Source organism: Lichenibacterium dinghuense (genome assembly GCF_021730615.1).
Taxonomy (GTDB): Bacteria; Pseudomonadota; Alphaproteobacteria; order Rhizobiales; family Beijerinckiaceae; genus Lichenihabitans; species Lichenihabitans dinghuensis.
Genome location: NZ_JAJLMN010000001.1, coordinates 40,083 through 53,978 on the forward strand (window position 1 = coordinate 40,083; position 13,896 = coordinate 53,978).

A 13,896-nucleotide genomic window follows, 5' to 3' on the forward strand; every position below is an offset into this window, starting at 1 on the left:
CGACGGGGAGCGGGCATGATGGCGAATGGAGAGCGGTCGATCGGTCCCGACCAGTACCGGGCGCTCGCGCGCTTCCGGCACGAGCTGAGGCGCTTCCTGTCCTTCAGCGAGGCCGCCGCCGCGGCGGCGGGCCTGCCGGTCCAGCAGCACCAGGCATTGCTGGCCATCGCGGGGCACGAGGGCGCGGGGCGCCCGAGCGTCGGCACGCTGGCCGAGCGCCTCGTCGTGGCGCCCCACACCGCGGCCGAGCTCGCCTCGCGCATGGCCGAGGCGGGGCTGATCGTGAAGGCGCATCCCGCGGCCGACCGCCGCCGCACGGAGCTGGCCCTGACCGCGAAGGCCGAGGCGCTGCTGGCCGGGTTGACCGAGGTGCACCTGCGCGAGCTGGAGCAGCTGGAACCGGCGCTGGCGCGGGCGCTCGGGCGGGCGGACCCGCCGAGGTAGCGGGAGCGCGGCGATCAGGCGCCGGGGAAGGGCGTGCCCGTCATGCGCCCGCAGGCGGCGAGCAGCCCGTCCTGCAGGGCGACGTCGCGGGCCGCGCCGCTGGCCGGCTTCGGCCTGCGGTGGAAGAAGTAGCCGCCGGTGCCGGTCGCGGCGGGGTCGTCGCTCACGGCGAGCCACACCTGCGTGCGGTGCGCGGCGTCGAGGTCGCCGGTCGCGCGGGGGCCGCCCATCTTGGTCGCGACCCAGCCGGGCTCCAGCGCGTTCGACAGCGTGCCGGGCCACAGCCGCGCCGCCGCGAAGGCGATCTGCGCGTCGTGGAGCTTGGTGTCCGAATAGGCCTGCGTCCCGTTCCAGCTTCGGCGCCGCCAATCGAGGTCGTCGAGGTCGGCCCGGCCGCGGCGATGCAGCTCGGACGACACGTAGACCAGCCGCTTCGGCGGGGTCATCAGGGCGGTGAGCAGGTACGGCGCCAGCGTGTTGACCTGAAAGACGTGGCTGAAGCCGTCGCCGGTCGCGAGCCGGTGCTTCTCGCGGTAGCCCACGGCGGCGTTGTGGATCACGGCGTCGAAGCGGCCGAGCGCGTTCGCCTCATCGGCCATGCGCCGCACCTGCGCGAGGCTCGCGAAATCGGCCACGAGCGCGCGCTCGGCGCCCGGCACGGCCGCCAGGGCGTCGGCCGCGCGGGCCGGGCTCCGCCCGTGCAGCACGACGGCGTGCCCGTCCTCGACGAGAAGCCGCGCCGCCGCGAGCCCGAGCCCGTCCGACGATCCCGTCACCAACACCCGCGCCATGCCGGCCCCTCCCGCTCGGGAGGGAGACGCGCGAGCCCCGTCCTCAGGCGCCGAGGGCGGCGAGCCTGATGATGCGGCACGGCGTCCCGGCCGGGGCCGGGGGCGCGTTGGGCGGGCGGACGATCAGGCAGTCCGCGTCGGACAGCGCCTTCAGCAACGACGAGTCCTGGCGGCTGCCGGCGGCCACGCGCGCCACGCCGTCCGGCGAGGGAAGGATGCGGCTGCGCACGTAGTCCTGCCGGCCGTCGTTGGCCCCCATCGGCTCGGCCAGCACGGCCGCCTCGGTCGGGTCGTCGCCGGCGTGGCGGTCGCCCGCGAGCGCGCGCACCAGCGGCGCGACGAAGAGCATGCCGCAGACGATGGCCGAGACCGGGTTGCCGGGCAGGCCCAGGACCTGGATGGGGCCGAGGTGCCCGTGCATCAGCGGCTTGCCGGGCCGCATGGCGATGCGCCAGAAGCCGAGTTCCATGCCCTCGGCCACCAGCGCCCGCTGCACGAGGTCGTGGTCGCCGACCGAGGCGCCGCCGAGCGTGACCAGGAGGTCGGCGCCGCCGTCGCGGGCCCGCGCCAAGGCGCCGGCCAGTGCCCCCATGTCGTCTGGAGCGATGCCGAGGTCGATCGCCTCGGCGCCGGCCGCCTCGGCCAGCGCCATCACGGCGAAGCTGTTCGAGGCCACGATCTGGCCGGGGCCGGGCGCGCCGCCGGGCTGCACCAGCTCGTCGCCGGTGGCCAGCACGGCGACGCGCGGCCGGCGGAACACGGGCAGCGCCGCGTGGTTCATCGCGGCCGCCAGCGCGACGTCGGCGGCGCCGAGCCTTTTCCCAGCCCGCAGCAGAACCTCGCCCTCGCGGAAGTCCTGGCCGGCGCGGCGGATGTGGCGGCCGAGCGGCTCGGCCCCGAGCACGCGGACTGTTCCGGTCTCGCCGCCCACCGTGCCGCCCTCGGTGTTCTCCTGGAGCACCACCGCGTCGGCGCCGGGCGGCACCGGCGCGCCGGTGAAGATGCGCGCCGCCTGCCCCGGCCCGACGTGCCCCGGGAAGGCGCGGCCGGCCGCGCTCTCGCCCAGCACCGCGAGCACCGCCGGCAGCGTTGCGAGGTCGGCCGCGCGCACCGCGTAGCCGTCCATCGCCGACACGTCGCAGGGCGGCTGCGTCCGCAGCGCGGCCAGGTCCTGCGCCAGCGTGCGGCCGGCTGCGCCGCGCAGCGGCACCGTCTCAACCGCCTCCGGCCGGCGGGCGGAGCCGAGGATCGCCGCGAGCGCGTCGGCGACGGGGGTGAGCGGGGCGGAGCCCATCAGCGGTCCGCCAGGAAGTCGCCCGACTTGCCGCCGCGCTTTTCGACGAGGCGGATGTCCGTGATGCGGATGCCGCGGTCGACCGCCTTGACCATGTCGTAGACGGTGAGACAGGCCACCGACACGGCGGTCAGCGCCTCCATCTCGACGCCGGTGCGCCCCGCCACCTTGACGGTGGCCCGCACCGCGACGCGCGGCGGCCCGTCCTCGGCGCGGAGGTCGACCTTGACGGAGGAAAACGCCAGCGGGTGGCACAGCGGGATGAGGTCGTGGGTGCGCTTGGCCGCCATGATGCCGGCGATGCGCGCGGTGCCGAGCACGTCGCCCTTCTTGGCGTCGCCGGAGCGGATCAGCGCCAGCGTTTCCGGCGCCATCAGCACCGTGCCTTCCGCGACGCCGACCCGCTCGGTCACGTCCTTGTCGCCGACGTCGACCATGCGGGCCTCGCCCGCGGCGTCGATGTGGGTGAGGCCGCTCACGCCGGGTCCGCCAGGAGCGCGCGGGTGGCCGCCGCGACGTCGTCCTGCCGCATCAGGCTCTCGCCGACCAGCACGGTGCGCATCCCGACGCGGGCGAGGCGCGCGCAGTCGGCCGCCGTGAAGATGCCGCTCTCGCCCACGGCGACGCGGTCGGCCGGGATGCGCGGCGCCAGCCGCTCGGAGACGGCGAGGTCGGTCGCGAAGGAGCGGAGGTCGCGGTTGTTGACGCCGATGAGGCGGCACGGCAGCTCCAGCGCGCGGTCGAGCTCCTCGGCGGTGTGGACCTCAACCAGCACGTCCATGCCGAGGTCGCCGGCCGCGGCGGCGATGTCGCGCGCCGCGGCGTCGTCGAGCGCCGCCATGATCACCAGGATGCAGTCGGCGCCCCAGGCGCGCGCTTCCACGCACTGGTAGGTGTCGAACATGAAGTCCTTGCGCAGGACCGGCAGCGCGCAGGCGTCGCGGGCCTGCCCGAGGAACTCCGGGGCGCCCTGGAACGAGGGCGCGTCGGTCAGCACCGACAGGCAGGCGGCGCCGCCCTCGGCGTAGGCGCGGGCGAGGTCGGCGGGCACGAAGTCGGGGCGGATCAGCCCCTTCGACGGGCTGGCCTTCTTGATCTCGGCGATCAGCGCGAGCCGGCCCGCGGCGTGTTTGGCGCGGATCGCCGCGGCGAAGCCGCGCGGGGCGGGGGCGGCGGCGGCGCGGCGGCGGAGCTCGGGGAGCGGCGCGCGCTCCTTGGCGTCGGCGATCTCGCGGCGCTTGTAGGCTTCGATGCGGTCGAGGATGTCGGCCACGGGTCAGGCGCTCCGAGCGGCGGGGACGGCGTTCGACGCCGCGACGAGGCGCCGGAGCGTGTCGGCGGCGCGCCCGTCGTCGAGCGCGCGGGCGGCGAGGGCAGCGCCGTCGCGCAGCGTGTCGGCGCGGCCCGCCACCACGAGGGCGCCGGCGGCGTTCAACACGGCGATGTCGCGGTAGGGCGTGCGGGCGCCGCCGAGAACGGCCGTGAGCGCGAGGGCGTTGTGGGCGGGGTCGCCGCCGCGCAGGTCGTCCGCCCTGCCCCGCGCGAGGCCGGCGTCCTCGGGCGTCACCTCGAACATGCGAACGGCGCCGTCCCGCAGCTCGGCCACGCCGGTCGGCCCGGTGATGGTCATCTCGTCGAGCCCGTCCGAGCCGTGCACCACCCAGACGCGCTCGGCGCCGAGGATGCGCAGCACCTCGGCCAGCGGCTCCAGCCAGGCGCGCGAGAAGACCCCGAGCAGTTGGCGGCGCACGCCGGCGGGGTTCGACAGGGGGCCGAGCAGGTTGAAGATCGTGCGGGTGCCGAGCTCGACGCGCGCCGCCGCGACGTGGCGCATGGCGGCGTGGTGGGCGGAAGCCATCATGAAGCCGATGCCGGCCTCGGCCAAGCAGTGCTCCACGGCGGCGGGCGGGCCGCCGACCTCGACGCCCAGCGCCGACAGCACGTCGGACGCGCCCGAGCGCGACGAGGCGGCGCGGTTGCCGTGCTTGGCGACCGGCACGCCGCAGGCCGCCACGATGATCGCGGCCAGCGTCGACACGTTGTAGGAGCCCGAACCATCGCCGCCCGTGCCGACGATGTCCACTGCGCCCTCCGGCGCCCGCACAGGCAGCATGCGCCGCCGCATGGCCGCGACCGCGCCGGTGATCTCGTCCACGGCCTCGCCGCGCACGCGCAGCCCCATGAGGAAGGCGCCGGCCTGGGCGGGTGTGACCTCGCCGGACAGGAGGTGGTCGAAGGCGGCCTCGGCCTCGGCGCGGGTCAGCGCGGCTCCGGTCGCGACCTTGCCCAGCAGCGGCTTGAACCCGTCCATCAGCGGGCGGCCCCGGCGGGCTCGCGCCGGGGATGCGCGGCGTTCCAGGCCTCGGCGATGTCGAGGAAGTTCTTGAGGATGACGCGGCCGTTCTCGGAGGCGATCGACTCGGGGTGGAACTGCACGCCGTGGACGGGCCTGTCGCGGTGGGACAGGCCCATGATGGCGCCGTCCTCGGAGCGGGCCGTCACCTCGAGGTCCGAAGGCAGCGTCGCCTCGTCGACCACCAGCGAATGGTAGCGCGTCGCCTTGAAGGCGCCGTTGATGCCGCGGAACACGCCCCGCCCGGCGTGGTCGACGGTGGACACCTTGCCGTGCATGGGCACGGCGGCGCGCACCACGTCGCCGCCGAACACGTCGCCGATCGCCTGATGGCCGAGGCACACGCCGAGCACGGGGACCTCCGTGCCGGCCTCGCGCAGAAGGTCGCAGCACACGCCCGCCTCGCGCGGCGTGCAGGGGCCGGGCGACAGCACGATGGCGTCCGGGCGGGACCGGAGGATCTCGGCGGCCGACAGGTCGTCGTTGCGCACCACCGTCACGTCGGCGCCGAGCGCGCCGAGGTCGTGGAACAGGTTCCAGGTGAAGCTGTCGTAGTTGTCGACGAGTGTGACTGTCGGCACGGGGAGGCGCCCTTTCATGCTGGTCCCGCTTGTAAGCGGCTCGCCTCTGCCGTCAAGGCGAGGCCGCCCGTCGCCGGTCGCGCCCCGCTTTGGCACCGAGTCGGAAACAGGCTATATCGTCGGCGCACGCACCAGCGGTGCCGCCCCACGGGACATCATGGACGCCTCCGAGACGCCGACCGCCGCTCCCCCGATGCCCGACCTGTCGGCCTGCGAGCGCGAGCGCATCCACATGCCGGGCGCGATCCAGCCCCATGGCTGCCTGCTGTTCTGCGCATTGCCGTCCTGGGTCGTGCGGGCGGTGTCGGCCAACGCCGGCGCGTTTCTCGGGCGCGACGCCGCATCCATGCTCGACGCCACGCTCGACACGATCCTGCCCGGCAAGACGCTGCACGACCTGCGCAACGTGCTCCAGGCCTCCATGGTGTCCGGCGGGGCGGAGCGGCTGCTCGACCAGCCGATCGACGGCGGGCCCGAGCGCTACGACATCACCGTGCACATGTCGGCCTCCAACGCGGTCGTCGAGATCGTGCCGCGCCGGGGCGCCGACACGCTCGCCACCGACCCGATCACGCTCGTCAAGAGCATGGTGGGCCGCCTGAAGCGCGCCCCCACGCTGGAGCGCTTCCTGCAGCTCGCCGCCAACCAGGTCCGCGCCGTCACGGGCTTCGACCGCGTGATGGTGTACAAGTTCCTGCCCGACGGCTCGGGCGAGGTGAAGGCCGAGGCGCTGCGCTCCGGCCTGCCGCCCTTCCTGGGTCTGCGCTACCCGACCTCCGACATCCCCGCCCAGGCCCGCGCCCTGTACCGCCGGCAATGGCTGCGCCTGATCCCCGACGTCGCCTACGAGCCCGTCCCGCTCCTGGCCGCCTCCGGGACGACGGCCGACGCCGACCTCAGCCTCGCGACGCTGCGCAGCGTGTCGCCGGTGCATATCGAATATCTCCGCAACATGGACAGCCACGCGACGCTGACCATCTCGCTGATGGCGGGCGACGCGCTGTGGGGCCTCATCGCCTGCCACCATTCCTCGCCGCGCCGCATCTCGTCCTCAACCTGCGCGGCGGCAGAACTCTTCGGGCAGATCTTCTCGCTGCAGATCGAGGCCAAGGAGCAGGCGCGCGAGCTCCTGCTCGTGGAGGAACTCCGCCGCGCCCACGACCGGCTGATGGGGGCCATGTCGGCCCAGGTGTCGATCTTCGACGAGCCCGGGCGCTTCGAGGACGCCGTCAAGGCCATGATCCCCTGCGACGGCTTCGGCGTCTGGTCGGAGCACGGCTTCAAGGGGGTGGGTTCGGTGCCCCCGATCGAGGCCATGCCGGACCTGATCCGCCATCTCGGCGAGCGCGACACCCACGCGCCCTACGCCACGGGCGCGCTCGCGCGCGAGCTGCCGTCGGCCGCCGCCTACACCGCGGAGGCAAGCGGCGTCCTGTGCATCCCCTTCTCGCGCACGCCGCGCGAGTATCTCATCTTCTTCCGCCGCGAGGTCGCCCAGACGGTGACCTGGGGCGGCGACCCCAACAAGCCCGTGGTGATCGAGAACGGCGGGGCCCGCATCGGGCCGCGCAAGAGCTTCGACGCCTGGAAGGAGGTCGTGCACGGCCAGTCGCTGCCGTGGCGGCCGGCCGAGGTTCAGATCGCCGAAACGCTGCGGATCTCGCTGCTCGAGGTGATCCTCACCCGGGCCGACATCGTCAACAACGAGCGGCGGGCCGCGCAGGAAAGCCAGGCCATCCTGGTGGCGGAGCTGAACCACCGGGTGAAGAACATCCTGGCGCTGATCCGCTCGCTGGTGCGCCAGAGCCGCCAGAACGCCGTGTCGATGGAGGGCTTCGCCGGCGACCTCGAACACCGCATCCGCGCGCTGGCGCTGGCCCACGACCAGCTCACCCAGACCGGCTGGGCCAAGGCGCCGTTCCGCCGCCTCCTCGAGGCCGAGGCGCGCGCCTGGACGCATTCGCCCGACCGCGTGGCGCTGGTCGGGCCGGGGGTGACGCTGGATTCCCGCGCCTACCAGGCCCTGGCGCTGGTGTTCCACGAGCTGATGACCAACGCCGCCAAATACGGCGCGCTGAGCCAGCCCTCGGGGCGGCTGACGGTGACGTGGTCCCGCGAAGCCTCCGGGGATCTGCGCATCGAATGGCGGGAGCTCGGCGGCCCGCCGGTGAAGCCGCCGCAGCGGCGAGGCTTCGGCAGCGTCATCGTGGAGCAGACCGTGCCGTTCGAGCTGCGCGGCGAGTCGCAGGTGCAGTACCTCACCCAGGGCGTCCACGGGACGTTCCGCATCCCGGCGCTGCACATCGGCGACCTTCAGGAGGTCGAGGAGGACGCGCCGTCGCAGCCCGTCGAGCCGATCACGCTCGACGCCAAGCGGCTGCTCCTCGTCGAGGACAGCATGATGATCGCTCTCGACGCCCAGGCCATGCTGGCCGAGGAAGGGCTCGACGTCGAGGTGGCGGGCACCATCGCGGACGCGGAGCGGCTGCTCACCGTCGACAGCTTCGACGTCGCGGTGCTCGACGTGAACCTGTCGGGCGAGACGAGCTTCGGCGTCGCCGACAGGCTGTTCTCGCTGCGGATGCCCTTCGTCTTCGCCACCGGCTATGGCGAGAGCATCGTCATGCCGGAGCGCTTCCGCGGCGTCCCGGTGGTGTCGAAGCCCTACGACGGGGCGGCGCTCCGGCTCGCGCTCGGCGGCGTGCAGGCCGCGCAGGCCCTGGAGGCGGCGTGACCCCGGCGGAGCTCGCGCGCTCGGCCGCGGCCGACCCGGCGCCGCCGGCCTCGCTCGCGCCGGCGCTCCAGGCGCTATGGTGGACGCGCCGCGGCGACTGGGAGCGGGCGCACGCGATCGTCCAGGCCGACGAGGACGGCCGCGAGGCTGCCTGGGTCCACGCCCACCTACACCGGCTGGAGGGCGACGCCGGCAACGCGCACTACTGGTACCGGCGCGCCGGGCGGCCGTCGTCCACGGCGGCCCTCGACGCCGAGTGGGACGAGATCGCCGCCGCGCTGCTCGGCTGAACGGGGCTCCCGGAGACTTCCGGCCCTCGGCGAGGTCCGGGGCGGAGCCCCGAGAGCCTGTTCAGGACTCTGCCCTGAAACCCGCGAAAGGGCCGAGGCCCTTTCGAAAACCGTCCGTCACTGCCCTCGTGCCCCGGCGCTGGCGAAGCGCACGGCCTCCTCGGCGGCACGCACCAGCGCTTCCGCCTTGTTGGCGCATTCCTGGTTCTCGGATTCCGGCACCGAGTCGAAGACGATGCCGGCGCCCGACTGGATGTGCATCGTGCCATCCTTGATCACGGAGGTGCGCAGCACGATGCAGGTGTCCATGGTGCCGTCCGCGCCGAAATAGCCGATGCAGCCGGCGTAGATGCCGCGCTTGTCGCGCTCCAGCTCGTCGATGATCTCCATCGCCCGCACCTTGGGGGCGCCCGACACGGTGCCGGCCGGGAAGCCCGCCGCCAGCGCGTCGATGATGTCGCGGTCCGGCCGCAGCCGCCCCTCGACGTTGGACACGATGTGCATGACGTGGCTGTAGCGCTCGATGAAGAAGCGGTCCGTCACCGTCACCGAGCCGATCTCCGACACGCGGCCGGCGTCGTTGCGGCCGAGGTCGAGCAGCATCAGGTGTTCGGAACACTCCTTCGGGTCGGCCAGCAGCTCGGCCGCCAGCGCCTCGTCCTCGGCCGGCGTGGCGCCGCGTCGCCGCGTCCCGGCGATGGGCCGCACCGTGACGGCGCCGTCGCGCACGCGCACGAGGATCTCCGGCGACGAGCAGCAGATCTGGAAGGCGCCGAAGTCGAGGAAGCTGAGGTAGGGCGCCGGGTTGATGCGGCGCAGCGCGCGGTAGAGCGCGAAGGGCGGCAACGCGAAGGGCCCGGAGAAGCGCTGCGACAGCACCACCTGGAACACGTCGCCGGCGCGGATGTACTCCTGCGCGCGCGCGACCATGCGGAGGTAGTCGGCCGCGGGCGTGTTCGAGGTCGGGCGCTCGGCCAGCATCAGCGGGTCGGCCGGCGCGCTCGGGTGGGCGAGCGGCGCCTCGAGCTCGCCGATGACGCGGTCGAGCCGCGCCGCAGCGGCCTCGGCGGCCTGCAACGCCGTGACGCCCGGCCGCGGGCGCACGGGCGTCACCACGATCATCTCGTCCCGGACGGAGTCGAACACCACCATGACGGTCGGGCGGATCAGGGTTGCCTCGGGCACGCCGATCGGGTCGGGCTTGGCGGGCGCCAGCCGCTCCATGTGTCGCACCATGTCATAGCCGAGGTAGCCGAACACCCCTGCCGACATGGGCGGAAGGCCGGCCGGCATCGGGATCGCCGATTCGGCGAGGAAGGACCGCAGCGCGTCGAGCGGCGCGCCGTCCACCGGGCGGAAGGCGTCGGCGTCGGTGAGGGCGTCGCGGTTCAGCTCGGCGCGCGGTCCCGTGCAGCGCCACACCGCGTCCGGGTCGAGACCGATCATCGAGTAGCGGCCGCGCGCGGCGTTGCCCTCGACGGATTCGAGCAGGAACAGGTTGCCGGCCCGCGCCGCGGCGAGCTTGAGGTAGGCCGAGACCGGTGTCTCGAGGTCAGCGACCAGCGCCGACCACACCACGGTGGCGCGGCCGGCCTCGTAGGCGGCCGGGAGGGCGTCGAAGCCGAGATGCGTCGAGCCGTGCTGCGCCATCAGTAGTTCGCCCCGGAGGTGGCCTGCTGCACGGCGGCCTGGTTCACCTTGGTGCCGAGCTTGGCGCCGAGCGTGCCGAGGTAGTCGTTGATCGTCGCGTCCTGAAGCGCCGTGCCGTAGCGCTGCGCCAGCTGCTTGCCGGCGTCGCTGTCCGGATCGAGGGGCGGCGTCACGCTGTCGAGCACCTTGAACAGCGTGCGCGCGTTCGGCCCCGTCGGCGCCGAACCGGCGCGGCCCACCGCCACGTCGAAGGCCTTGGCGGCCACGATCTGGGGCAGGCCGGTCGCGCCCGCGCGCTTGGCGTCGCCGACGTGCTGCACCTGGAGGCCGAGCGAGGCCGCGGCGGCCTCGACCGTCGTGGTGCCGGCGTCGATGTCGCGCACGAGTTCGGCCGCCTTGGCGTCGAGCCGCCGCGAGGTCTCCTCCTCGGTCCACACCGCCGCGACCTTCGCTTTCGCCTCGTCGAAGCTCAGCGGCCGGGCCTGGTCGACGCCCGCCACCTCGAACCACTCGTATCCGCCGCCCGGCGTCGACAGCGTGTCGTTGTCGACGCCGACGTCGGACGCGAAGGCGGCCTTCAGCAGGTCGCGCGCATCCACGAGCCCCTCGACCGGCTTGCCGTCGCGGCCCTGGCCGGCGGCGTCGACGGCGTCGACCGTGCGCACCTGGAGCCCGACCGCGGCCGCGGCGTCGGCCAGCGTCTTGCCGGAGGAGCGGGCGTCCTCGATGCGGTCGTGCAGCGACGCGACCGAAGATTTCGCGCGCTGCGTCGCGATCTCGTCCTTGAGGGCGGGCGCCACCTCGGCGAAGGGCTTCACCGTCCCGGGCGCGACGGCGTCGACCTCGGCCACCACCGTGCCGAACGTGCCGTGCACGGGGTCGGTCACGCCGACGCCGGGCAGGCCGAAGGCGGCGTCCGCCACCGCGCGATCGAAGATCGCGTCGCGCGTCACCGTGCCGAGGTCGACGAGCTTGTCGCCGAGCCCGTCGGCCTTGACCGCGTCGGCGAAGGGCTCGCCGGCGCGCACCCGCCGCACGAAGGCCGCGGCGGCCTCCTCGGTCGGGAACACGACCTGGTTCACGTGGCGCGTCTCGGGCGTCGAGAAGCGCGCCGCCTTGTCGCGGTCGTAGACCGCCTGCGCGTCGGCGTCCGACACGTCGCCGGGCTTGGCCTGCGTCGCGGGCGTCACGGCCAGCACGACGAGCTTGCGGTACTGCGGGGCCGCGAAGGCCTGCCTGTGGGCGTCGTAGTAGGCGCGCAGCGCCGCCTCGTCCGGCGGCGGCACCGGGCCGGCCGCGGCGGCCGGCAGGCCGACGAGGTCGAGGCTGCGCGTCTCGTCCTCGTAGCGGTGGAGCGCGTCGACGGCCGCCGTCGGCGCCTCGATGCCGCCGATCAGCGCCTCCACCAGCTCCCGGCGCAGGTAGTCGCCGCGCTGCTCGCGGATGAAGCCCGTCTCCGACAGGCCGTTCTCGCGCAGGAGCTCGTCGAAGCGGGCCTTGTCGAAGCCGCCGCCGGGCGCCGCGAAGTTCGGATCGGCCAGGATGCCCTTGGCGATCTGCCGGTCCGAGATGGCGAGGCCCATGGACTGGGCGCGGTCGTCGAGCGCGGCGTTGGACATCATCCGCGACAGCACGCGCACGTCGAGGCCGAGGCGGTGCGCCTCCTCGTTGGTGACCGCGCGGCGCGCGCGCTGCTGGAACTGCCGGAGGTCGGCCTGATAGGCCTGGCGGTAGGCCGCCGTGGTGATGGTGACGTCGCCCACCTGCGCCACGGCGTTGGCGCTGCCGCCGCGGAACGGGTCGCCGATGCCCCAGATCACGAAGGCGATCAGGATGACGCCGAAGACGAGCGTGGTCAGCGCCTTGCCGATCCAGGTCGATTGTGCGGCGCGGATGCCTCCGAGCATGGGGGATGGGTCTCGCGGATGGGGGCGGCGCGGGGGTGCGCGATGGGGCGCAGGTCTATAGACGGCGGCGGGGGAGCGCAACGCGGGGCGGCTCCGCCCGCACTCCCCCGCTGCTCAGTCCGGCAGCGCATCGAGGAGATACGTCGACATCACCCCGCGCCCCTTCACCTGCACGGGCGTCCGCGCCTCGGCGCCGAACCGGCCGCCGAGCGCCGCCAGCGTTTCGCCCGTGACATGGACTCGGCCGGGCTCGCCGAGCGCCTCCATGCGGCTCGCGACGTTCACCGTGTCGCCCCACACGTCGTAGATGAACTTGTCCTTGCCGATGATGCCGGCCGCCACGGGCCCGGTGTGCAGGCCGATGCGGATGCGGAGGTCCTGCCCCAGCGCCCGGCTCGCCGCCGCGACCTCGGCGGGCATGCGCAGCGCCATGGCGGCGGCCCGCGCGGCATGGTCGCGGCAGGCCTCGGGCAGGCCGCCCGCCGCCATGTAGGCGTCGCCGATCGTCTTGATCTTCTCCAGCCCGTGCTCGGCGGTGAGCCGGTCGAAGCGCGAGAAGATGCCGTTGAGCAGCTCCAGCACCACGTCGGGCGGCAGGGTCGCGGTGGTCTGGGTGAAGTCGACGAGGTCGCTGAACAGGATGGTGGCGCAGGCGAAGCTGTCGGCGATCACCGATTCCCCGTTGCGGAAGCGCTCCACCACGCTGCGCGGCAGCACGTTGAGCAGCAGCCCCTCCGAGCGTTCCTGCTCGTGGCGCAGCTTCTGCGTGGTGGCCTGGTCGCGGTCGCGCAGGAACTTGCGCTCCAGCGAGGCCGTCATGCGGGCGCGCAGCAGCACGGGGTTGATGGGCTTCGTCAGGTAGTCGTCGGCGCCCGACTCGATGCAGTGCACCGCGCTCTCGATCTCGTCGAGCGCCGACACGATGATGACGGGCAGCGCCGCGGTCTCGGGCGCGTTCTTGATGCGGTGCAGCACCTCGATGCCGCTGAGGCCAGGCATGAGGAGGTCGAGCAGCACGAGGTCGAAGTCGGTGCCGGCGAGCAGCTCCAGCGCGCCCTCGCCGTTGTCGCAGCTCGTCACCTCGTGGCCGTCGCGCCGGAGCCGGCGCGACAGGAGGTCGAGCGTCGAGGCGTTGTCGTCGACCACGAGCACGCGGCCGAGCGCGCGCGGCCCCGTGACGGCCGGTTCCTTCAGCACGGAGCGGATCGCCTCCATGGGCTCGTGCAGGGCCGCGTCGGCGTCGAGCAGGCGCTGCGCCTCCTCGCCCCGGCCCTGGGCTTCGAGCCGCATGAACTCCACCATGGCGTCGATCTGCGCCAGCAGGCGGCGCGCGGCGTCCAGCACGTCGCCGATGATGCCGGTCTGCGCGTTGTCGGGCACGGCCTCGATCTCCTCGGCCAGCAGCTCGCCGTAGCCGAGGATCGCGGTGATGGGCGTGCGCAGCTCGTGGCGGAGGTGGCTCGAGGCGGCCGCGGCGTCCCGCCCCTGCATCAGCCCTTCTGTGGCCGAGGGGTCGAGCAGGGCGCGGACCATGCCGTCGAGCCGCGACGCCGCGGCGGCGAGCTTGTCGAGGTCGCCGCGCGAGGGGTCGTCCGGCCAGTCCTCGGCCAGCAGGGCCACGAGGCCGCTGATGGCCTCGACCGGCGCCTGGAACTCGGCGCGCGCGAAGACGGCCAGCAGCCGGGGAAGGGCCTCGGCGGCGGTGTCCCGGCCGTCGGTCGCGTTGGCCTCTGGGTCGACCAAACTCATTCCTCGGCGGGCTCTGCGGCCGCTGCCGCGCCGGACTTTGCAAGCCGCCGCCGCGATGATACCCCGTGCGGGCCGTCCCCTCAATGCTCCAGGCAGGACCCGA

At 74.0% G+C, this 13,896-nt stretch carries 12 protein-coding genes; 3 read left to right on the forward strand and 9 right to left on the reverse strand.

Annotated features, from left to right (window positions below):
- Positions 1-15 precede the first annotated feature (15 nt).
- Positions 16-444, forward strand: a complete 429-nt coding sequence (locus tag L7N97_RS00185) for a MarR family winged helix-turn-helix transcriptional regulator (RefSeq protein WP_237476367.1) — start codon at positions 16-18, stop codon at positions 442-444.
- A gap of 14 nt (positions 445-458) precedes the next feature.
- On the opposite strand, the gene L7N97_RS00190 is transcribed toward L7N97_RS00185, so the two are convergent.
- The 6 genes from L7N97_RS00190 to L7N97_RS00215 are packed head-to-tail and all read right to left on the reverse strand — an operon-like array spanning position 459 to position 5,463.
- Positions 459-1,235, reverse strand: coding sequence for an SDR family NAD(P)-dependent oxidoreductase (locus L7N97_RS00190; RefSeq protein ID WP_237476368.1), 777 nt, complete (start codon positions 1,233-1,235; stop codon positions 459-461).
- Between the two features lie 43 nt (positions 1,236-1,278).
- Positions 1,279-2,529, reverse strand: coding sequence for a molybdopterin molybdotransferase MoeA (locus L7N97_RS00195; protein WP_237476369.1), 1,251 nt, complete (start codon positions 2,527-2,529; stop codon positions 1,279-1,281).
- A complete protein-coding gene (gene moaC / locus L7N97_RS00200; RefSeq protein ID WP_237476370.1) occupies positions 2,529-3,008 on the reverse strand; it encodes a cyclic pyranopterin monophosphate synthase MoaC in 480 nt (159 codons plus the stop codon). The genes L7N97_RS00195 and moaC overlap by 1 nt, the downstream gene beginning before the upstream one ends.
- Positions 3,005-3,802: an indole-3-glycerol phosphate synthase TrpC gene (trpC, locus tag L7N97_RS00205; protein WP_237476371.1), complete on the reverse strand. Its 798-nt coding sequence runs from the start codon at positions 3,800-3,802 to the stop codon at positions 3,005-3,007. Before trpC ends, moaC begins: the two co-directional genes overlap by 4 nt.
- A gap of 3 nt (positions 3,803-3,805) precedes the next feature.
- On the reverse strand, positions 3,806-4,840 hold the full coding sequence (gene trpD, locus L7N97_RS00210; RefSeq protein WP_237476372.1) for an anthranilate phosphoribosyltransferase: 1,035 nt from the start codon (positions 4,838-4,840) through the stop codon (positions 3,806-3,808).
- A complete protein-coding gene (locus L7N97_RS00215) occupies positions 4,840-5,463 on the reverse strand; it encodes an anthranilate synthase component II (protein ID WP_237476373.1) in 624 nt (207 codons plus the stop codon). Before L7N97_RS00215 ends, trpD begins: the two co-directional genes overlap by 1 nt.
- A gap of 157 nt (positions 5,464-5,620) precedes the next feature.
- Between L7N97_RS00215 and L7N97_RS00220 the strand changes: the two genes are divergently transcribed.
- Both L7N97_RS00220 and L7N97_RS00225 read left to right on the forward strand, forming a co-directional pair.
- Entirely contained in the window at positions 5,621-8,197 is a 2,577-nt protein-coding gene (locus L7N97_RS00220) for an HWE histidine kinase domain-containing protein (protein ID WP_237476374.1), read from the forward strand.
- Positions 8,194-8,487, forward strand: coding sequence for a hypothetical protein (locus tag L7N97_RS00225; RefSeq protein ID WP_237476375.1), 294 nt, complete (start codon positions 8,194-8,196; stop codon positions 8,485-8,487). The genes L7N97_RS00220 and L7N97_RS00225 overlap by 4 nt, the downstream gene beginning before the upstream one ends.
- Positions 8,488-8,604: 117 nt before the next feature.
- Here the strand turns inward: L7N97_RS00225 and trpE are convergent, their stop codons facing one another.
- The 3 genes from trpE to L7N97_RS00240 form a co-directional block, all read right to left on the reverse strand.
- On the reverse strand, positions 8,605-10,137 hold the full coding sequence (trpE, locus tag L7N97_RS00230; protein WP_237476376.1) for an anthranilate synthase component I: 1,533 nt from the start codon (positions 10,135-10,137) through the stop codon (positions 8,605-8,607).
- Positions 10,137-12,044, reverse strand: coding sequence for a peptidylprolyl isomerase (locus L7N97_RS00235; protein WP_237476377.1), 1,908 nt, complete (start codon positions 12,042-12,044; stop codon positions 10,137-10,139). Before L7N97_RS00235 ends, trpE begins: the two co-directional genes overlap by 1 nt.
- Before the next feature lie 114 nt (positions 12,045-12,158).
- Complete coding sequence (locus tag L7N97_RS00240) at positions 12,159-13,787, reverse strand: adenylate/guanylate cyclase domain-containing protein (protein WP_237476378.1); 1,629 nt, start codon at positions 13,785-13,787, stop codon at positions 12,159-12,161.
- Between the last annotated feature and the right edge of the window lie 109 nt (positions 13,788-13,896).

Bases quoted from the DNA above. Each gene is read 5' to 3' on its own strand.
- L7N97_RS00185 (WP_237476367.1), top strand. From the start codon at position 16: ATGATGGCGAATGGAGAGCGGTCGATCGGTCCCGACCAGTACCGGGCG.
- L7N97_RS00190 (WP_237476368.1), bottom strand. From the start codon at position 1,235: ATGGCGCGGGTGTTGGTGACGGGATCGTCGGACGGGCTCGGGCTCGCG.
- L7N97_RS00195 (WP_237476369.1), bottom strand. From the start codon at position 2,529: ATGGGCTCCGCCCCGCTCACCCCCGTCGCCGACGCGCTCGCGGCGATC.
- trpD (WP_237476372.1), bottom strand. From the start codon at position 4,840: ATGGACGGGTTCAAGCCGCTGCTGGGCAAGGTCGCGACCGGAGCCGCG.
- L7N97_RS00220 (WP_237476374.1), top strand. From the start codon at position 5,621: ATGGACGCCTCCGAGACGCCGACCGCCGCTCCCCCGATGCCCGACCTG.
- trpE (WP_237476376.1), bottom strand. From the start codon at position 10,137: ATGGCGCAGCACGGCTCGACGCATCTCGGCTTCGACGCCCTCCCGGCC.
- L7N97_RS00235 (WP_237476377.1), bottom strand. From the start codon at position 12,044: ATGCTCGGAGGCATCCGCGCCGCACAATCGACCTGGATCGGCAAGGCG.